Below are 19,402 nucleotides of genomic sequence, written 5' to 3' on the forward strand. Positions count from 1 at the left end.
ATTTAGTATCATACCAATTCGCTTAATTAAGTGATCAACTTTGAGGCAAGAAAATCTTGTCGATAACAAGGCAAAAATTTCGTTATTTAGTTGCTCTATATCAGAAATTTTTAACGCAGTTACCGTCAGATTTAATCCCTCAAATTGATTAAGTATTATTGCGGGTTGGTATAAGCACGTGGCATTTTTGAATCTGTCGTATAACGGTCACGCAGTTTATCTTGACGAGATTGTGTAGAAACCTCAACGCCATTAATAAACATTTTGCTCACATGGCTGCTTAACTCAAACGGGTCATTACTCCATATTACTACATCAGCAGCTTTGCCTACTTCAAGGCTACCTGCATTAATGCCAAATACATCAGCAACGTTTGATGTAAGCGCTTTTAACGCACCTTCTTGGCTCATACCATACGACACAGCATTACCAGCATCAAAACGCAGCTGATAAATATTGTGACTTGCATCACCACCTACCGTTAATAATACTTTAACGCCTGCTTTTTCAAGCACACTTGCATTATCTAAACTTGCATGAAGCGAATCAAAGCTTCCTGGTAAACTATCCATTGCACTAATAATCACTGGAATATTTGCTTTAGCAACGCGCTCTTTCACTACAACAGCGTCTTGTGCGCCGTTAAGTACTAAATTAATGCCAAATTGCTCTTTTACTTTAATTAGCTCAATAATATCCGCCGCACGCGAAACGCCAACCACTAATGGCATTTCACCACTGAGTACTTTAGCCATTACTTTATCTTCAGTACTTGGCTTGTCGTCATCTTTTTTCGCTTTTTTACCGGCTTTAGTTTTGTGCTCATCAAGCTTATTAATCAGTGTTTGCAAAGTAAAAGCACGTGAGCCTTTACTACGCTCACCTAAGTAAACAATTAAAGCCGCTTGTTTTTGCATGTCGCTGTCAAAACTACCACTTAAATCAACAACACTCGCAAGGCCTGAAAAAATGCTATCGCCGCCATGAGGAGTAATTACATCGCGTGTTACGCCGCCTTTACGAGCGTAAGGAATTAAGCTTGAATGTGCGTTGTAAGCAAGGCTTACATCAAAATCAATACCAGCTTTTTCCTCACCTGCATCGCGAGAGCCTGCAACTGCACTTACTTCAACTAAACCAAGTTGATTAATACTTGCTATAAAGCCAGGGGTTACAATTTGCCCCTTTGCATCAATAATTTGATCTACTTTAATTTCAGTTGGATTAATCGCTGTGATTTTACCATCTGTCATTACTATGCTTGCCGCTTCTAATACACCTTGATCAGAAGACGTATGCAATGTTGCATTAATAATTGCTAGCGATTGTGCGCTTACAGCACCAGATGCTAATAATCCTGCAGCAACCAGAGAAAGCGAAAACGAACGTGATAAATTTTTCATTCTGGGTGCTCCTTATTGTTGACCTAACATAAAATCACTTGTTGCTTGGTACGCGCTGTCGTTTCTATCGTAAACCTTTGCACCATCAACAAACACTTGTTCAGCTTTAGCATAGACACTAAATGGGCTTTGATTCCAAATAACAACATCGCCCTGCTTACCCGCTTCTAGTGAACCTGTTTTGTCATCAATACCTAGCGATTTAGCAGCGTTAGACGTGATCCATTTAATAGCGTGTTGCTCAGAAATATCAAAACCATTTTCGTTAGCTCGGTACATCACCTTGCCCGCTTCTTGGTTTAAACGCTGAATAGTAGTATCTGAATCTGAGTGAACAACTGCACACGAGTTTTTAACCGCATCAACAATAGCTACGTTTTCTTGAACCATGTCGTAGGCTTCCATTTTAAAGCCCCACCAGTCTGGCCAAAGTGCAGCACACGAACCATTTTGCGCAAGTAAGTCAGCAATTTTATATGCTTCTACACCGTGATGAAAAGTACCCGCGTGGTAACCAAACTCTTTTGACAGGTCAATCATCATTGCCATTTCTTCAGCTTTATAACAATGATTATGAATACGTACTTCGCCTTCAAGCACACCGCGTAGCGTGTCGTGTTTAATATCACGTACTGGCGCTTCTGGGTTTAAACCGGCTTCGTAATCAGCATCGTATTTATCCCACGCACGTTTGTACTCAGCGGCTTCAGCCCATGCCATACGGTAACCAGCCATATTACCCATACGGGTTGAAGGCAATACACCTTGACGACCATAAACACGTTTAGGGTTTTCACCACACGCCATTTTTAAACCATACGGCGCCTCTGGAAATTTCATCCCTTGCATAGTGTGCGCTGGTACGTTTTTAAGCGTAACGCCGCGTCCACCAAATAAGTTAGCTGAGCCTGGTAAAATTTGTAGAGAAGTAATGCCGCCTTCGCGTGCACGATTAAAGCCTGGATCTTGTGGCCAAACAGAATGCTCAACCCACACTTCTGCAGTGTTAGGGCTGGTCATTTCGTTACCATCTTGATGCGACTCGACCGAAGGACTTGGGTATGCGCCTAAATGTGAATGTACGTCAATAATACCCGGTGTTACCCATTTTCCTTGTGCATCAATTGTTATATCAGCAGTGGCTGTTAAGTCTTTACCTACTTGTTGTACTTTACCATCAACAAGTAATACATCAGCCTCATCTAAACGCTCACCAGTACCTGTCAGTACTGTTGCATTTGTGATAAGTGTGCTTGATGTAGAAAGTGGCTGATAAGTACTTGGGTAAGGATTTTTGTTAATTGTTATTTTATCGTCTTGTGGGCCGTTTTCTTGGCAGCCTACAAGTGCAGCAGCTAAGCCAACCGCTAATAAAGAAGGTGCAAATTTTTGCATGTTGTTTGGATCTCCTGTTTTTTTGCTACTTTAGCGAAACCTAAAGGATAAAGCCAAAAAAACAGGTGAAAACGCAGTTAATTAAGATGAATTTCTGTAATTATTTCTTTATATAATTGTTATATAGCTTTTCAAGCGCACCTTCGGTGGTAAGCGAGGGATCTTTACTAATAAAGTGCTTAACCGTACGCGTTACAAAATCAGAGTTTTGCTTATGTAGCTTTGAAAAATCTTTAATAAGTGTATTACCGTCTTTAGCCGCAGTAACTTTGTCATGACGATGACGATACTGGCTCAATGCTTTATTAAAATCGCCTTGGTAGTCTTCAACCAAAATTTTATAAAAGTCGCTTTTTTGAACATTTAAATCGTTAATGCAGTAATTTAACGCCTCTTTAAAGTCGGTAAATATCATGCCTTCTACATCAAACTCTTTTGTTTTTTCGCGCACTGCTACTTTGGCATCTTCTGTGGCATAGCTAAAACCCGTAAAGGCTAAACGCTCAGCGGCTTCTTTGCCTAATTTCATACCCGCTTGAATACTATGGGCAAACTCGTCGCTCATGTCGCCAAGTTCGCTTTCTTCCCACATGTTATAAACGCGCAGTGGTTTAGCATATTTATTTGAGAGCTTTTTTTTAAGCTTGGTAAAGCGCTCATCAATCGTCATCAGTCTTTCGTTATGTAAAAGTGCGTGGCACTCATAACACGCAGGGATTGAGATAAAGTCAGCCTCTTCACCTAAATCAACGATACTTTGTAGCATATGCAGTGGCGGACAATGATCGCGCTCTGTCGCTTCGCAGCCACAATAAAAACACTGATTAAAATGCTGCTGATCGCACGCATATGCTTGCTGATAATAACTGGCTAACGTTTTGCTCACCGTTGCTCCTTGAAAAAACACGACTAAATTATGGAGGCGATAATAACAGCCTGAAAAAATAAGTTATACCAATTGCATTAAATTAGTGCTCTATTATTTCGCTAAAAAGTAGTGCAATAACAGGCACAAATAACAACGTGTAGTTATTCTATACAAATAATTTTTAACGCAGTAAGTACACTATTTAATGCAATAGAATGATTATGTTTTTTATTAGTCGCTAGATTTAAATAACGGCCGCTATTAAACCAAACAAACCACCAAACACACCGCCCCATACTACAAGCCAGCCTAGGTGCTCGCGGATCATGGTCTGAATAATCTCTTTAACCATTTTAGGAGTAAGCTCATCTAAGCGCTCATCAACTAGTTTAAGCACCGTTTTATGTAGGCTTTCTGCGCTATTACCTTGTGAAAGTGTTTGGCTTACTAATGCTTTAAAGTCGTCAGTTTGAGAAATCTCACTAAGCGACAATTGCATTTTTTCAATAAACTTTTCACGCATCGGCTCTATTGCCGCTGTACCGCCAAACATTCCTAGCATACTACCAAACTGAGACTGCTCTATTACCTCTAACAAATTGTCGAATGCAGGGTTTAGATCAACATTGCTAATTATTGGCTCAAAGTCGATATTGGGCTGCGCTTTATTGAGTAAATTATTAATTTTTTGCTCTGAGAAAAACTCCGTTAATATCAGGTTTCGTATAGCTACTTTAAAGCTTTCAAACTTAAGCGCTATAACACCAGAACCATATAAAAACGGGACTTTTTCGAATAACATATGAATAGCTAATAAATTAGTTACCGCGCCAGAAAGTGCAAATAAACCAACAGACAACACAATTGCTTGGTTAAACATAAAACCTACAACAACACATAAACCCGCTAGCAAATTGGTTATTAAACTTTTGTTCATTTTAACTCCACTACAGTAAGTGTAATTTTATTCAATATAGCCGTTAATTTTACAACGTTTAGATTGTTAAATTAATACCTTTTTGCCATAGTTTAAGTATCTGTTTAAAAGGCGAGCAATTGTTATGTGGAAAACAGTAAATGAGCACATCAGCCGAGCCATTAATTTTGACTTTAAGCACACCTACAAACGCCAATTACAAAGTACAAACACCGACAAACTATTTCATATTACCAATGGTACGCATAACTACTTCGTTAAAATAGCATTAAAAAGCGAGCTCGAGCGTTTAGAAAGTGAATTTATTGGCTTAAAGCTTTTGGCGCAAAATAGTAATTTTAAAGTACCTGAATGTATTACAACTGGTGCAAATATAGAGTTTTCATTTATTGTTTTACAGTGGCTCGTTTTAGATAAACAACCCCACGACACGTGGGCTAATATGGGGCGTAACCTCGCTAAAATGCATCAAAAACATGACCAAGCTATGTTTGGTTTTGATGTAGATAATTATCTAGCCACAACCATACAGCCAAACCGCTGGCACAAAAAGTGGGATGTATTTTACGCCGAAGAGCGTATAGGGTGGCAATTACAACTACTCGCTGAAAAAGGCATTAACTTTATTGAGCCCGAACGCTTAATTAATACCGTAAAAGAGCAACTACATAGCCATCAAGTACAACCTTCATTACTGCATGGCGATTTTTGGCGTGGCAATATGGGATTTTTAAAAGCAGAACCAACAATATTTAACCCGGCTTGTTATTATGGTGATCGGGAAGTGGATATTGCAATGAGCGAACTATTTGCCCCACTGCCTAAAGACTTTTATAGCGCCTATAACGCGCACTACCCGCTTTCTCAAAATTACGAAAAACGTAAGTTAATATACCAGCTATACCCCATTTTAAATCATGCCAACATCTTTGCCGGTCACTATCTTACTGAAGCTAAACAACATATAGAAAAGCTGGTATTTGAAGGTATAAAATAAATGTCATAAGCTGCATTTCAACACTATATTTAATGAGTAAGTAGACGTTCATCTGTAAGCGATTAAGTTGAACCTAACTTAATTATTTATAACTGGAGTGATTATGAAAGATTTTTTATCACAACGAATAACGTGCCCACACTGCGGACACCACATACATCTAGACTTAGACGCAAGCAGCGGCGATCAAGACTATATAGAAGATTGCACTGCCTGCTGTAACCCAATTCATTTAAATATGCATATAGACCATGCTAATAATAAATTGGAGCTACACGTAGACAGTGACGACGAACAAATATTTTAACTTAAGCCGGATGGCGTAAGTAGTTCTCTACCGTATTTACAATAGTGTAAGTTTGCTGATCAACTTCAATATTAAACTTGTCACCCACTTGCGCTGCACCAATGTTTGTAATGGCGAGCGTTTCCGGAATTAGGTGTATCCAAAAACCTTGTTCATCAACTTCGCCTACGGTTAAGCTTGCGCCATTTATAGCAACAAAGCCTTTATATAACACATACTTTTTCCACTCTTTTGGCAAGCTTAATTGTATTTTACAGTTATTCTCAAGTTTCACTATTTGAGAGATTTGTGACGTACAATGAATATGCCCAGACACTATATGCCCACCTAGCTCAGTACCAAACGTAACAGAGCGTTCGTAATTTACTAAACTACCTAGCTCAAGCAAGCCTAAATTAGTTAACTTTAGAGTTTCGTCAATCACATCAAAATGCACTTGCGCCACCACATCATGATTACTTAGCTCAACTTGCACAACCGTTAAACAACAGCCATTAATAGCAATACTTGCGCCTAAATCTAAATGCTTAACGTACTCATCGCTCACCGATACAACTAAGCGTAACACACCATCAGCTTGAGTTTTAGAGACCGCTGTTGCTTGTGTTTGCACTATTCCTGTAAACATAAAATCACTTAAAATTATTACAAAGTGCTAGTTTAACGTATCAACTCATAAAATCATTCACTACTGTGATTTTTATTTGAAACGCAATAGATTACAATTGCCGCCTGTTTTATTTAATAGCTTTTTTTATGACCTTTTGCAATTGGGAAGCCAAGCGTTTACTTTCCCTAGCCTTACCTGTTTTTTTAGCACAAGTTACACTTATTTTAATGTCGGTAGTCGACACAATTATGGCCGGCCAAGTTAGCCCTACTGACTTAGCTGCACTTTCTATTGCAACAGGAATATGGAACCCATTATTACTTGCTCTGCAAGGTATTTTATTAGCGCTTACTGGTATTATTGCGCAGTTTTCGGGCAGTGATGACCGCAAAGGCATTAGCCACTATTTCCAACAAGCGCTTTATTTAACCGCTATTTTAAGCTTTACAGGTTTTGGTATTGCCCATTTAGCAGATGCCATTATTTTAAAGCTCGATACAACGCCTGCTATTGCAAACCTTGCCATTGACTACATCCATTTTGTGAAATGGGGTGTGTTTGGATTTTTAATTTTTACAGTATACAGAAACGTTACCGAGGGCATGGGGATGACCAAACCCGCCTTTTATATAAGCCTATTAGGTTTAGCCGTTAATATTCCAGTAAATTATATTTTCATAAATGGCTTATTTGGTTTTCCTGCTTATGGCGGCGCAGGCTGTGGCATTGCCACAGCAATTGTTTTAACTGTTATGGCAATAGCACAAGTTACTTACTGCCAAATGAGTAAAAAGGTAGATGCTAAAGGCCTGCTTTCATCATTCGAAAAACCTAATTTCACTACCATTGGTATTATTACTAAGCTAGGTATACCAATTTCACTTGCAACCTTTTTTGAAGTCACTTTATTTGCGTGTATACCGCTATTTATTGCGCATTTAGGAGCAGTGGCAGTATCGGGGCACCAAATAGCAGCGAGTGTAACTACATTGCTGTTTATGATGCCACTGAGCCTCTCTATCGCTATAAGTATTCGTATTGGTAATCTATATGGTCAAAATAATTTACAGCAGTTAAAAGTTGCCGTATCGACTAGTTACATATTAGCTATTGTAATTGCACTATTTTTGGCACTTATGACTTTTACAGGTCGTGATTTAATTAGCCAACTTTATACCGACAGCCCCGCTGTAATGGCACTGGCTTCATCAATTATGATATTAGCGTGTGTCTACCAGTTACCCGATGCATTACAGGTTGCTGCAAATGGCATCCTTCGTGGGTTAAAATACACCACGCCTATATCGTATATTACGTTTATATCGTATTGGTTAATCGGCTTTTGTTTAGGTTACGTATTGGCAAGAACAGACATAATTGTGCCAGCTATGGGGCCGCATGGCTTTTGGGTTGGAATAATAGTAGGCCTTAGTGTCGCTGCTATTTTATTAATGCTAACAGTAAGAAAGCGTCTAAAATATGAATTTGTTAACAGTGATTCACTCAATCAAAACTAATAAACTCAGCCTTAAAACATTACCAGCTGCTTTGCTGGTAATGTGTTTTTTAATGCTTACAGGCTGCAACAAACCACAAAGTACTGTAAACGCTACTTATATTGAACGCTTAAGTAGCACAGTTAATGCAAGCCCAACACAGCCTAAGCCGCTCAAGCAACTCCCTTTACTGCAGCCTCCCCCAATAGCACAAAGTGACTTAACACTGAGTATTGTGGAGCTTGCAGGCATTAGCCAATGTAAGCTTAACGTGCTTATAAGTGAGCACAATAACCAATTAGGAAAAACAGCCAGCGCTGCTGGGCAATTAAAATATCAAATAAACTTTATTAAAAGTGCGCAGGTTTGCTTAAATACGCTTGATAAAAATAGCCCTAGTTACACAAAAATACTCGCAGCCAAAAACTATAAAGAAACACACCTAATGTACTTTTTTAATACCATGTTATTTAAAGAACCTGAGTTAAATCGTACCTGGCAACTCACCTCAAACGAGCTAACTACTGAACCCGCTGGTTTTCGCGATACCATATTTGCGCTAAAGCAACTTGCACTCATTAAGCAGCAAATTAAGGCTAAAGAATTTAGTACAATTAATAGCGACTCTATTTTTAGCGCACTCGAGCAGCTTAATAAATTTCAATTTAACCAAGCACTCATTCAATCAGCCCGTAGGCAGGTCGTGTTAAATAACAACGCTACACAGTTTGTACAAACACTAAACTTTAATACGCTGTGCCCAGAAGATAAAAATAATAAAAACGCAAAAATCATAAGCAACATATTTCAAAAGTTTTACCTAAAAGAAATTCAGCCCTATCAAGCGCAATTAACTGGTTATCTAGAGGTACTACAACCGCTTTATAAAGAGCTTTGGTTTAACGAAAGTATCTCAAGCCCTCAAATTAATAACTTAGTAAAAACGGGCTCAACAAGTAACTTACTGAACTTACTTAAAAGCTCAGCTAAAAAACATGTGGTTTGGTGGCAAGGTTTTTATAAAACGTGTGAAATAAGCCCAATATGAATAAAAAAACGGCAAATAAACTCAAAAACAACAAACTTGCTTGATTCACCAACCGCCACGCTATATATTAGCCGCCGTTGTTAAGCAATTAACACTTACTTAAATAAAGTAATACGACTGTAGCTCAGTTGGTTAGAGCACTACCTTGACATGGTAGGGGTCGGTGGTTCGAATCCACTCAGTCGTACCAACGTTTAAAAAAGTATAATTGAAGGAAAAAGCACTACCTACTCTTGATCACCCGGTCCAAAGGTCAGTAGTTCGAATCCACTCAGTCGTACCAACATTTAAAAAAGTATAATTGAAGGAAAAAGCACTACCTACTCTTGATCACCCGGTCCAAAGGTCAGTAGTTCTAATCCACTCAGTCGTACCAACATTTAAGTAAAACCTCAAAAATTGTACGACTGTAGCTCAGTTGGTTAGAGCACTACCTTGACATGGTAGGGGTCGGTGGTTCGAATCCACTCAGTCGTACCACTTCAAAGTAATAAAAAAAACTAAAAATACCGAAGAATAAGCACTACCTACTCTTGATCACCCGGTCCAAAGGTCAGCAGTTCGAATCCACTCAGTCGTACCAACATTTAAGTAAAATAAATAAAAGTACATCTGAAGGAAAAAGCACTACCTACTCTTGACCAACCGATCCAAAGGCCGGTGGTTCGAATCCACTTAGTCCTACCAATTAAACTATACATTTCAAACGGTTAAAAACCTAAATAATCTATCTATATAATTTTTACGCTGAATTTAAATTCTAAGTTTTTATTATTTTGTATTCAAAATTTAGAACTGACTAAAGCCAAATCCAAAAAACCGTCCTAAATATTATGCTTTTCATCGAGTTGTTCCTAAAACAATATCTGAACGCCTAAAGCTATTTTCAGTTAAAATAGACCACTTCTTAGCAAGTGTATAACTTTACAGTAGTTTAGATTGAGCAACAAAAAATTTAAACAATTACCTTTCAACAGTTTGAGGAAGAGTCCCTATGTGGTATTACTTACCTTAAACTCATTTACTTGCTTAATGTTTTTATTTAGTTTTAACAATACCTCAATAAGTGTATCAAGCTCTTTTTGTGAAACCCCTTGTAATAACAATCTTTCTCGCTCTAAAGCTACATAGAGAATTTTATCATGTAACTTTTCACCTTTTTCCGTCAGCTTTGCTAATGATGAACGACCATCTTTAGCATTTTTTATAAAGCTAATATGGCCTAACGTTTGTAATTGTTTTAAAGCTCGACTCACAGCGGCTTTATCTAAACCAATGACCTGACAGATGCGATTTGCAGAAATATTTGATTCCACCTTGAGCATTGCTAATACACGCCACTCAATAACGCCTACATTAAAGTTTTTTCGATAGCATACAGATGCACCACTTGAGAGTTTATTAGAAAGAAAATTTACAAGCGCAGGTATATATCGTTCAAGATCTAGCTGTTTAGCACTAGGTTCTTTGGGTTTAGAAGGCATTGGTTTTTCCAATTTTTAGGTATAAATAAATTTTACTAGGTAAATCTTGAGATTAAAACTATTTATGATCATTGCTTATTACGAGCAAAGAGTTTTACATTCATAACGTTAACACTAAGTTAATCTCTACACCCAAATTATAGTTGACACCTCAACTATAATTCAACATTATAAACATAAAGTAACAAACATTAGGAATTTTATGTTTTCAGTAAACGTACGCAGTAAAAAGGTTGAAACACCTAATATTGTCAGTTTTGAGCTAATACCTATAAATGGGCAAGCTTTACCTAAATTTGATGCGGGTAGCCACATTGATGTGGTGCTTAATGATAAAATAACTCGTCAGTACTCACTTATCAGCCATCCTCAATCCGATGAGTTTTATAAAATAGCTGTATTAAAAGATGCCAATTCACGAGGAGGCTCAATTGCACTTCACTCTGATGTGCAAGTCGGTGATACATTATCAATTTCTGATCCTCGCAACCTCTTTGCACTCAATTCAACTCATAATAAAGCACTATTATTCGCAGGCGGTATAGGCATTACTCCGATAATCTCAATGGCAAGAGAGCTTGATATTAACGGCGTTGATTTTGAGCTTCATTATAATGCTAAATCCCCCGTAGAGGCTGCTTTTTATCAAGAATTGCTAGAGTGTTCATTTTCTGAAAAGGTATTTTTTCACTTTTCAACCCAGCCAAAAAAAGATGCCAAAGAACTTATTGGTGAATTTAAAACGAATACGCATTTATACACTTGTGGCCCAGCAGCTTATATGGAATATATTTTTGACAGTGCAAAATCAAATAACTGGAAAGACGAGTACTTACACAAAGAAAATTTTAAAGCTGAACCTAAAGCAGAAGGTACTGAAGATATTCCGTTTAAGCTCATTTTGAGCCGTTCAGGCTTAGAAATTGATGTTTCTGCAGAGCAAACCGCATTAGAAGCAATGGAAGATGCGGGTATTGAGTTAGACGTATCATGCGAAATGGGAATTTGCGGGACATGCGTTACCTCTGTGACATGCGGTATACCCGACCACAGAGATGAATTCTTTACTGCTGATGAAAAGGCAAAAAACGATAGGTTCACACCCTGTTGTTCAAGAGCGTTAAGCGACTCTCTAACGCTAGATTTATAGAGAAAATTTTAACACTAGACTTTACACGAGACACTTATGACCACACATACACAAACTAATTCGGACACTAAAACCCCCTTTCCTCTTAACATGTGGTACTTAGCAGCACTAAGCAAAGAGTTAACCGACAAGCCACTAGCTCGCACTTTATTAAACACCCCTATAGTTTTATTTAGAGATGCACAAGGCCATGCTAGCGCACTTGAAGATCGTTGTTGCCATCGCCAACTACCTTTATCGATGGGAACACTTGAAAAAGAAGGATTAAGATGCGGTTATCATGGTCTATTATTTAATGGCCAAGGCCAATGTCTTGAAGTACCAGGGCAAAAAAAAGTTCCAAGAAAAGCAAAAGTAACGCCTTTTACACTTAAAGAGCAAGATGATTTAATTTGGATTTGGTTTGGTTCAGAGCAAGGCTCAACCCCTGATCAAGACCCACCTCGCTATCTTTATCATTCTGACGAAAAATATGTTTACGATGGTGATGTATATCACTACCAAGCACCATTTCAACTCATACATGACAACTTACTCGATCTTAGCCACTTAGGTTACGTACACCTTAAAACGATTGGTGGTGACGCTAAAACGCATATGCATGCACAAATGGATGTAGAAGCTATAGGTGATAAAGTGACCGTAAAACGTTACATGCCAAATTCAACCCCGCCACCAACATATACAGCTGCTTATCCATTTAAAGATAAAATAGATCGCTGGCAAGAAATTGAATTCTATCCATCACATTTAAGGATATGGACTGGCGGTATTGACGCAAACAGTGAATCGGTAACTAACCCTAACCGTGGCGGCTTTCATATGCGTGGCTTACATTGCATAACTCCAGAGACAGAAGAAACATGTCATTATTTTTGGACTATATCAACAAACCCAACAACTGATATTGAAAACGTAAAACAAAAAGTAGTAGAGCAAACTCGTTACACGTTCAATGAAGACAAAGTGGTTATTGAAGCGCAACACAAATCAATGAAGCACTTTAAAGGGCAACCTATGATTGATATCCATGTTGATACCGGTGCAAATCACGCTAGGCGAATAATTAAGCGCTTATGTGAAGCTTAAAGGCTTGTTTTATTTATATTAAAAAAATACGGTATTACTTTTTCAATGGCCTACAAAGTAATACCTCATCATATTGGACCAAAAATACGCTAATTAAAAATTACGTAGATACTTAGTAGACCAGCTTGCTACCTCTGTTGCTATTGGCAATAATAAACACATTAAAAAACCCATGTTCTCAAACACCACCTTTTATTATTTTTATAGTCTATGCGTTTAAGGATCATATTTGTTTAAACTCCCTATTACTACCATCGCGCTTATAATTGTATGCAGCGGATCTATTATCGGACCTCTCGGCATGGCCGGCGTCAACATAGCTATTCCAAATCTTGCCGAGGATTTACAAGCAAGCGCTAAAATGATTGGTTGGATGCCGACCCTTTACTTACTTAGTAGCGTGATATTTATGCTGCCTTGCGGGAAAATAGCCGATAACTATGGTCGAAAACGAGTATATGCATTTGGTTTAGGCCTAAATGCACTAGCATCACTGATGTGTGCTATTGCGTCATCAATTGAATGGGTACTTTTTTGGCGTTTTGTACAAGGCGCTGCAGGTGCCATGATTTTTGGTATTGGTGTTGCAATTATTACTTCTATTACGCCAAATAATAAAAGAGGCATGGCACTGGGCACCTCTGCAGCGTGTGTGTATATAGGCTTAAGTGCAGCCCCTGCAATAGGCGGTTGGCTCACCGAAATATGGGGATGGCGGGCTGTATTTTACTCTCAAATTCCGCTTGTCCTTCTGCTACTACTTGCTATTAAACTTTTTTTACATGGTGAGTGGAAAAACGATAAAAAATCCTCGTTTGACTGGTGGGGTACTGCGCTTTTCTCACTCTTTGCAATATGTTTAGTATTAGGACTCAGTGATTTACCCACTATGACTGGATGGGGTTTAACATTACTTTCGGTAATAAGCTTAGGATTATTTATTATTCACCAAAGTAAAAGCAGGCGACCACTAATCAGAGTACAAATGTTCTTAGAAAGCAGAGTATTTAGCTTATCGCTGTCTACATCGTTTTTAATGTACGCCAGTAATTTTTCATTGGCTTTTTTGTTAAGCTTATATCTGCAGTATATTAAAGGGTTAAGTCCTTCTCATGCTGGCCAAATCGTGTTACTGCAAGCGGTTTCTATGGCCATTATGGCACCATTGTCCGGTAAACTTTCAGATAAATTACAGCCACGCATAATAGCTACATTTGGCTGTATAATTGTTATGGTCAGCTTTTTTTTACTATCACTGTTATCTATGGACTCAAGTATCACATACATTAGTGGCTCACTGTTATTGTTAGGTATTGGCTTTGGCTTATTCTCAACGCCTAACAATAATGCAATTATGGGTGCTGTAGATAAGAATGAGTTAGGCGTAGCCTCTTCTTCCATGAATTTATCACGAACAATTGGTAATTTATTTGGAATGAGCTTGGTAAATTTAATTGTGCATTATTACTTAGGGGACAGCACGTTTTCAGCGCAACATAGTCATGCTTTAATGAGTACAATTTCACTCGCGTTTAACGTGTCTTTAGGCTTTGTAATTCTAGCAAGCTGTATCTCGGCATTTCGTGGGAAAGCCTAAATTATGCGTTGCTGATACGGGTTACACGTATAAAAGTAATTATAAATCGTTTTATACGTGTAAGTGTATTTATAAATCGAGTGTTATGGACCCTGTTTTTGCTCTTGAACAACACGGCATAATCAACTTGCCTTGTGCTTTTTCTTTGTCTGTTAAAAAAACATCGCGATGTTCCGGATTGCCTTCCACTACACCAGTTTGGCAAGTGCCACAAACTCCTGATTCACATGCAACTGGTATAAATATCCCATTAACCTCTAGCACTTGAGAGATAGACTGCCCTTCGCCTACAGTAAACTGTTTACCTGAGCTAGCAATTTTTATAGTGAATGACGTGTCTTCTGAAATATTTTCAGCAACCACTGGTGCGGCGAAGTACTCTCGATGCAATCTCTCCTCAGACCAACCCAGCAAACGAGCATGATTTAATACATATGTTATAAACTCAGCAGGGCCACATATATACAAGTCAGTATCATGAATATGCTCACTTAGCACCTGTTCTACATCCATACGACCCGATTGCAATTCTTGGCTAAAGTGAAACGCTATTTTATCGCTAAACGACCCTAATTTTAATGCTTCAACAAATGCTGCAGTTTCAGAAGATTTAGCGCAATAGTGAAATGCGAAAGGTGTCCCTAAACTATGTAATGTTTGAGCCATCGTTAATAATGGCGTAACCCCTATTCCACCTGCAATCAGTAATGTATTTTTCTTTGGATTCAGCAATGAAAAGTGATTTTTAGGTTCACTTACTTCGACTCTATCGCCTATTTGTAGGCTATGTACCTCTGCTGATCCACCACGAGATTGAGGATCTTTTAATACTGCAATTTCGTAGTAACGTGGGTCGCACTGTAACCGACATAGAGAATATTGACGAAGCAAACCATTTGGTAGCTTTATATCAATATGTGCACCTGCCTCAAATGGGGGCAAATCCTCATTGTCAGCGCATCCAAGTACGAGCCTAACAACCGCCTTTGCTTCAACGACCACATTTTTAACAATAACTGAAATCATCCTAATTCCCTTTGTTAAAATGTTACTGATTGGAGCGGTAGCTCGTCTGTAGATATATTTTTCGCATTTATTTCTTTATCGATTAAACGCTCAATGATACGTCGCGACTGAACACCACCGGCATCTATATCAAGCTTTAAAAGATCAAATTGCGGGAAACTCTTCAGATTTTGCTGCTGACGTTCTAATACCTCTAAATCTTCTTGGAAAATACTGCCTTGCCCTTCTCTAATTTTATCAGTTAATGTAACGTCTTGAGCATTAAAGTTACGTGCCATCCCCCAAAAGTACCACATCGTATTTTCAGTCTCAGGAGTAATAAAATCAACCACTGTACTGCTCGCTTTTTTATTCTTTGGTGCATCAAAACCACCATAACCAGCATGTGCTACACCCACATCAATCATTACATGTGATGGCGGCATAAAGCGACAAATTTGCCAACGGTCTACTGGTGTATCCGATGCAAGCCCATTACCCTCCAGAGCAGTTCGCCAAAATGGCGGTGCCATAATATTTTCCATATAACGGCGACAAAAAACTTTATCGCCTTCTACTTCAGTTTGCACCGGAGACTCATCAATTTCTTTTTGGCCTATACTACTAGCATGAACGTAGGTTTCATGTGTTAAGTCCATTAGATTATCGATCATTAAACGATAGTCGCATTTTATATGATACAACCCCCCCCCATAGGCCCAAGTATCATCTTCAGCCCAAGGTAAGTGTGGGATAAGATCTGTATTTGCAGCCTCTTTATCACCAGGCCAAACCCAGATAAAGCCAAAGCGCTCCTCAACTGCAAATGACTTCATACACGGAAATCTCTGCACACGTTGCAGCGGCATTTCTTTTGTTTTACCGTCCTCACCCATTTTTAGACCATGATAGCCGCATACAAGCAAGCCGTCCTCAACATATCCTAAAGATAAAGCTGCGCCACGGTGTGGACAAAAATCTAGCACCGCAGCTACTTTTCCATCCGCCTGACGATAAAAAGCAATACTTTGATCACACACTTTTCGGCCGAGTGGTTTATTGTGATTGATTTCATCACTCATTGCCGCCACATACCATGTATTTTTAATAAAGGTCTGCTTAGCCATACCTTGATCTCCTGTTGTGTTTTTGTTGTCATTGGATCCAATATAAACTAATAATCCAGATAAATAAAACAAACATGCGTAAATTGGATCCATATAATTTTATTTTTTGCACTTTTAGTCACGCTTTAGTTGTAAATTCAAACTATTTCAATGACTATATGCAGTGTAGATTCTTAATTGGATCCAGTTTAAAAAGTAATTAAGGTAATTTTTTATGACTAAGTCAGGCCAAAATGCAGTAACCACATTGCGACAAATGATTTTAACTGGAGCACTAAAAACCGGAGAAAGGCTCGTTGAAATTGCTACTTCTGAACGTCTAGGTGTTTCAAGAACGCCTGTAAGAATTGCATTTAGAACACTTGAACAAGAAGGTTTATTGACCAAACTTCCTAGGCGTGGCTACGAAGTCCGCTCAGTTTCACCAATTGAAATTGAAGGCGCTATTGAAGTAAGAGGAGTATTAGAGGGCCTAGCTGCTCGACAAGCTGCTGAAAACGGCCTTAACGAAGAACAAAAACATGAAATACAATCCCTTCTTGCTTGTGGTGATTTATTATTTGAAGGGGCCGAACTAACTGAAGATGACTTAGCAACCTACCATGATATGAACCGCCGTTTTCATCTACTAATTATTGAAGCGTCGGGTAACTTGGCTATCCAGGCTGCACTATCTAAAAATGAGCACCTACCATTTGCCTCGGTAAGCGCGCTTGCCATCGACAAAAATAATATGCAAAAAGAGTTTAAACGCTTTGCATTTGCACATCAGCAACATCACCACGTATTTCATGCAATGCTTTCTCGCCAAGGTGCTCGTGCTGAAGGAATTATGCGTGAGCATGCACAAGCAACACTCGGTTACGATCGAAACTATCACCGAACAGAGCTTAAAAACAAACTCACAGTTATTTCGCACGCAAATAAATAACATGCACAGAAGTGTTACTCACTCTTACATATTGAGGGAGCCATATTCTATAAGATATAAAGCTTGCTAATGAAGGAGGCCTTTAAATATTAAAACTTATTAAGCCTTTGTGCGCTCACGCGAGACCAACATAGCAATGCCCATACCACCACCAATACAAAGTGTTGCTAACCCTTTTGTTTTATTAGCTCGCTGCATTTGATATATCAGCGAGACTAAAATACGACAACCTGAAGCTCCAATTGGATGACCAAGTGCAACCGCCCCTCCGTTAACATTTACTTTATTGCTATCTAGCCCCAGCGCAGTATTTACATACAAAGCTTGAGCCGAAAATGCCTCATTAGCTTCAATTAAATCAATCTCATGCACTTGCCAGCCCGCTTTTTTACACACAGCCTGCGTGGCCGCTATTGGGCCAGTGCCCATGTAAAGCGGCTCAACACCTTCGCAAGCGGTAGCTTCAATCACAGCTAAAATAGGTAAGTTTAACTTTTTTGCATACTCGTCTGTAGTAACCACCACCATCGCTGCGCCGTCGTTAATAGTCGAACTATTTCCAGCAGTAACTGAACCGTCTTTTTTGAACGCAGGCCTAAGCTTACTAAGGTTTATAATTTGTGTATCAGCTTTTACTGATTCATCAACATCAAAACTCTTGATATCGCCTCCACGTTTTGCAATATAAATAGGGGCAATTTCATCTTTGAATAAACCACTGCTAATAGCATTTGCTGCTTTTTGCTGTGAATGAACTGCAAATTCATCTTGTGCTTCTCGTGAAACCGAAAATTTTTCGGCAATATTTTCGGCGGTTACTCCCATATGAATATTTTCACGACTATCCCACAGCCCATCTTTTATTAAGCTATCAACCAGTGATAAATCACCTAATTTTTTAGGTACTCTATTATTGGGTAATACGTGCGCCGCCTGAGACATACTTTCTTGCCCACCAGCAACCACCATTTTAGCATCACCGCAAAGAACTGATTGCGCAGCCAATTGCACCGCTTTTAGTCCTGAGCCACATACGTGATTAATAGTAAAAGCAGACACATTAATAGGTAGTCCAGCATTAAGTGCTGTTTGCCTTGCTGGATTTTGACCACAACCTGCTGTTAGCACCTGCCCTAAAATTACCTCCTCAATGTGTGGTTTTACTTGAGGTGTTTCATCAAGAACGGTTTTAAGTAACTGACTGCCTATTTCAATGGCTGACAGACTTGCCAAACTTTGTCTAAAACCGCCAATTGCAGTTCTTTTGGCTGCCACAATAACAGCCTTCATGCTACCACCTCGGGCAAGTCCATTTCTGGTACATACTCAGGAATAACAAGCTCACCTGCTGTTAACCGTTGAATATCTTCTACCGAGACATTCGGCGCCCTTTCTAACAAATGAAATTTACCGTCTTTAATTTCTATAAAAGCTAAATCAGTTAATACTTTTTTAATACAACCTTTACCTGTTAATGGCAATGTACAATTTGCTAATAACTTTGATTCACCATGCTTTGATGCATGAGTCATTGTGACAATAATGTTATCGGCACCCGCCACTAAATCCATAGCGCCTCCCATCCCTTTAATTAACTTACCAGGGATCATGTAAGACGCAATATTACCATTCACATCTACTTCAAAGGCACCTAATACGGTTAAATCAACATGCCCGCCACGGATCATGGCAAACGACTCTGCACTATCAAAAACAGAGGCGCCGGTTGCCATAGTCACCGTTTGTTTGCCGGCATTAATTAAATCAGCATCAATTTCTTGCTCTGTTGGAAATTGACCCATGCCTAATAAGCCATTTTCAGATTGAAGCATTACTTCAATACCTTCAGGGACATAGTTAGCAACAAGCGTCGGAATACCAATGCCTAAGTTAACGTAATATCCATCTTGTAGTTCTTGCGCAACACGCATTGCTAATTGCTCTCGGGATAAAGCCAT

Annotated in this window: 18 protein-coding genes and 2 tRNA genes; 10 read left to right on the top strand and 10 right to left on the bottom strand. The window is 38.9% G+C overall.

Annotated elements, in window-relative coordinates; translation table 11 throughout:
* Nucleotides 1–155 precede the first annotated feature (155 nt).
* The 4 genes from H5090_RS11390 to H5090_RS11405 all read right to left on the bottom strand — a co-directional run bounded on the left by H5090_RS11390 (nucleotide 156) and on the right by H5090_RS11405 (nucleotide 4,603).
* Complete coding sequence (locus H5090_RS11390) at nucleotides 156–1,403, bottom strand: amidohydrolase family protein (RefSeq protein ID WP_138489161.1); 1,248 nt, start codon at nucleotides 1,401–1,403, stop codon at nucleotides 156–158.
* Nucleotides 1,404–1,415: 12 nt separating this feature from the next.
* Nucleotides 1,416–2,798: an amidohydrolase gene (locus H5090_RS11395; RefSeq protein ID WP_002962503.1), complete on the bottom strand. Its 1,383-nt coding sequence runs from the start codon at nucleotides 2,796–2,798 to the stop codon at nucleotides 1,416–1,418.
* A gap of 100 nt (nucleotides 2,799–2,898) precedes the next feature.
* Nucleotides 2,899–3,684, bottom strand: coding sequence for a hypothetical protein (locus H5090_RS11400; protein ID WP_002962505.1), 786 nt, complete (start codon nucleotides 3,682–3,684; stop codon nucleotides 2,899–2,901).
* A 226-nt stretch (nucleotides 3,685–3,910) separates the two neighbouring features.
* Nucleotides 3,911–4,603, bottom strand: a complete 693-nt coding sequence (locus H5090_RS11405) for a hypothetical protein (protein WP_024603971.1) — start codon at nucleotides 4,601–4,603, stop codon at nucleotides 3,911–3,913.
* Nucleotides 4,604–4,727: 124 nt separating this feature from the next.
* Here H5090_RS11405 and H5090_RS11410 point away from each other — a divergent pair, with 124 nt between their 5' ends.
* Nucleotides 4,728–5,600, top strand: a complete 873-nt coding sequence (locus tag H5090_RS11410) for a fructosamine kinase family protein (RefSeq protein ID WP_182695743.1) — start codon at nucleotides 4,728–4,730, stop codon at nucleotides 5,598–5,600.
* A gap of 103 nt (nucleotides 5,601–5,703) precedes the next feature.
* Nucleotides 5,704–5,907, top strand: a complete 204-nt coding sequence (locus tag H5090_RS11415; RefSeq protein ID WP_002962509.1) for a CPXCG motif-containing cysteine-rich protein — start codon at nucleotides 5,704–5,706, stop codon at nucleotides 5,905–5,907.
* 1 nt (nucleotide 5,908) lies between these two features.
* Here H5090_RS11415 and H5090_RS11420 read toward each other — a convergent pair whose 3' ends face one another.
* Nucleotides 5,909–6,535 (bottom strand): riboflavin synthase subunit alpha, encoded by a 627-nt coding sequence (locus H5090_RS11420; RefSeq protein WP_182695744.1) that lies wholly within the window; start codon nucleotides 6,533–6,535, stop codon nucleotides 5,909–5,911.
* 128 nt (nucleotides 6,536–6,663) lie between these two features.
* On the opposite strand from H5090_RS11420, the gene H5090_RS11425 reads away from it, so the two are divergent.
* From H5090_RS11425 to H5090_RS11440, 4 genes are all read left to right on the top strand, one after another.
* A complete protein-coding gene (locus H5090_RS11425) occupies nucleotides 6,664–8,034 on the top strand; it encodes an MATE family efflux transporter (protein WP_182695745.1) in 1,371 nt (456 codons plus the stop codon).
* Nucleotides 7,997–9,061, top strand: a complete 1,065-nt coding sequence (locus H5090_RS11430) for a DUF3080 family protein (RefSeq protein WP_182695746.1) — start codon at nucleotides 7,997–7,999, stop codon at nucleotides 9,059–9,061. The genes H5090_RS11425 and H5090_RS11430 overlap by 38 nt, the downstream gene beginning before the upstream one ends.
* Nucleotides 9,062–9,174: 113 nt before the next feature.
* Nucleotides 9,175–9,251, top strand: a tRNA-Val gene (locus tag H5090_RS11435).
* 213 nt (nucleotides 9,252–9,464) lie between these two features.
* A tRNA-Val gene (locus tag H5090_RS11440) sits at nucleotides 9,465–9,541 on the top strand.
* Nucleotides 9,542–10,053: 512 nt separating this feature from the next.
* On the opposite strand, the gene H5090_RS11445 is transcribed toward H5090_RS11440, so the two are convergent.
* On the bottom strand, nucleotides 10,054–10,557 hold the full coding sequence (locus H5090_RS11445) for a MarR family winged helix-turn-helix transcriptional regulator (RefSeq protein ID WP_220486909.1): 504 nt from the start codon (nucleotides 10,555–10,557) through the stop codon (nucleotides 10,054–10,056).
* 190 nt (nucleotides 10,558–10,747) lie between these two features.
* On the opposite strand from H5090_RS11445, the gene H5090_RS11450 reads away from it, so the two are divergent.
* The 3 genes from H5090_RS11450 (at nucleotide 10,748) to H5090_RS11460 (ending at nucleotide 14,381) form a co-directional block, all read left to right on the top strand.
* Nucleotides 10,748–11,695 (top strand): PDR/VanB family oxidoreductase, encoded by a 948-nt coding sequence (locus tag H5090_RS11450; RefSeq protein ID WP_182695747.1) that lies wholly within the window; start codon nucleotides 10,748–10,750, stop codon nucleotides 11,693–11,695.
* A 36-nt stretch (nucleotides 11,696–11,731) separates the two neighbouring features.
* Complete coding sequence (locus H5090_RS11455; RefSeq protein WP_058429815.1) at nucleotides 11,732–12,784, top strand: aromatic ring-hydroxylating dioxygenase subunit alpha; 1,053 nt, start codon at nucleotides 11,732–11,734, stop codon at nucleotides 12,782–12,784.
* A 244-nt stretch (nucleotides 12,785–13,028) separates the two neighbouring features.
* Nucleotides 13,029–14,381 carry an MFS transporter gene (locus H5090_RS11460; RefSeq protein WP_371541811.1) on the top strand — a complete coding sequence of 451 codons (1,353 nt, stop codon included), beginning with the start codon at nucleotides 13,029–13,031 and terminating at the stop codon, nucleotides 14,379–14,381.
* Nucleotides 14,382–14,450: 69 nt separating this feature from the next.
* Here H5090_RS11460 and H5090_RS11465 read toward each other — a convergent pair whose 3' ends face one another.
* A complete protein-coding gene (locus H5090_RS11465) occupies nucleotides 14,451–15,407 on the bottom strand; it encodes a PDR/VanB family oxidoreductase (RefSeq protein ID WP_182695749.1) in 957 nt (318 codons plus the stop codon).
* A 14-nt stretch (nucleotides 15,408–15,421) separates the two neighbouring features.
* Nucleotides 15,422–16,513 carry an aromatic ring-hydroxylating dioxygenase subunit alpha gene (locus tag H5090_RS11470; RefSeq protein ID WP_058429818.1) on the bottom strand — a complete coding sequence of 364 codons (1,092 nt, stop codon included), beginning with the start codon at nucleotides 16,511–16,513 and terminating at the stop codon, nucleotides 15,422–15,424.
* Nucleotides 16,514–16,727: 214 nt separating this feature from the next.
* Between H5090_RS11470 and H5090_RS11475 the strand changes: the two genes are divergently transcribed.
* Complete coding sequence (locus H5090_RS11475) at nucleotides 16,728–17,444, top strand: GntR family transcriptional regulator (RefSeq protein WP_182695750.1); 717 nt, start codon at nucleotides 16,728–16,730, stop codon at nucleotides 17,442–17,444.
* Nucleotides 17,445–17,543: 99 nt separating this feature from the next.
* Here H5090_RS11475 and H5090_RS11480 read toward each other — a convergent pair whose 3' ends face one another.
* Together H5090_RS11480 and H5090_RS11485 are read right to left on the bottom strand one after the other, a co-directional pair.
* A complete protein-coding gene (locus H5090_RS11480) occupies nucleotides 17,544–18,734 on the bottom strand; it encodes an acetyl-CoA C-acetyltransferase (protein ID WP_182695751.1) in 1,191 nt (396 codons plus the stop codon).
* A complete protein-coding gene (locus H5090_RS11485; RefSeq protein WP_182681176.1) occupies nucleotides 18,731–19,402 on the bottom strand; it encodes a 3-oxoacid CoA-transferase subunit B in 672 nt (223 codons plus the stop codon). Before H5090_RS11485 ends, H5090_RS11480 begins: the two co-directional genes overlap by 4 nt.

Origin of the sequence: Pseudoalteromonas sp. SR43-5, assembly GCF_014163835.1 — a bacterium.
Taxonomy (GTDB): domain Bacteria; phylum Pseudomonadota; class Gammaproteobacteria; order Enterobacterales; family Alteromonadaceae; genus Pseudoalteromonas; species Pseudoalteromonas distincta.

Bases quoted from the DNA above. Each gene is read 5' to 3' on its own strand.
- H5090_RS11450 (WP_182695747.1), top strand. From the start codon at position 10,748: ATGTTTTCAGTAAACGTACGCAGTAAAAAGGTTGAAACACCTAATATT.
- H5090_RS11415 (WP_002962509.1), top strand. From the start codon at position 5,704: ATGAAAGATTTTTTATCACAACGAATAACGTGCCCACACTGCGGACAC.
- H5090_RS11465 (WP_182695749.1), bottom strand. From the start codon at position 15,407: ATGATTTCAGTTATTGTTAAAAATGTGGTCGTTGAAGCAAAGGCGGTT.
- H5090_RS11420 (WP_182695744.1), bottom strand. From the start codon at position 6,535: ATGTTTACAGGAATAGTGCAAACACAAGCAACAGCGGTCTCTAAAACT.
- H5090_RS11410 (WP_182695743.1), top strand. From the start codon at position 4,728: ATGTGGAAAACAGTAAATGAGCACATCAGCCGAGCCATTAATTTTGAC.
- H5090_RS11430 (WP_182695746.1), top strand. From the start codon at position 7,997: ATGAATTTGTTAACAGTGATTCACTCAATCAAAACTAATAAACTCAGC.
- H5090_RS11395 (WP_002962503.1), bottom strand. From the start codon at position 2,798: ATGCAAAAATTTGCACCTTCTTTATTAGCGGTTGGCTTAGCTGCTGCA.
- H5090_RS11425 (WP_182695745.1), top strand. From the start codon at position 6,664: ATGACCTTTTGCAATTGGGAAGCCAAGCGTTTACTTTCCCTAGCCTTA.
- H5090_RS11405 (WP_024603971.1), bottom strand. From the start codon at position 4,603: ATGAACAAAAGTTTAATAACCAATTTGCTAGCGGGTTTATGTGTTGTT.
- H5090_RS11470 (WP_058429818.1), bottom strand. From the start codon at position 16,513: ATGGCTAAGCAGACCTTTATTAAAAATACATGGTATGTGGCGGCAATG.
- H5090_RS11390 (WP_138489161.1), bottom strand. From the start codon at position 1,403: ATGAAAAATTTATCACGTTCGTTTTCGCTTTCTCTGGTTGCTGCAGGA.
- H5090_RS11480 (WP_182695751.1), bottom strand. From the start codon at position 18,734: ATGAAGGCTGTTATTGTGGCAGCCAAAAGAACTGCAATTGGCGGTTTT.
- H5090_RS11455 (WP_058429815.1), top strand. From the start codon at position 11,732: ATGACCACACATACACAAACTAATTCGGACACTAAAACCCCCTTTCCT.
- H5090_RS11475 (WP_182695750.1), top strand. From the start codon at position 16,728: ATGACTAAGTCAGGCCAAAATGCAGTAACCACATTGCGACAAATGATT.
- H5090_RS11485 (WP_182681176.1), bottom strand. From the start codon at position 19,402: ATGGCTTTATCCCGAGAGCAATTAGCAATGCGTGTTGCGCAAGAACTA.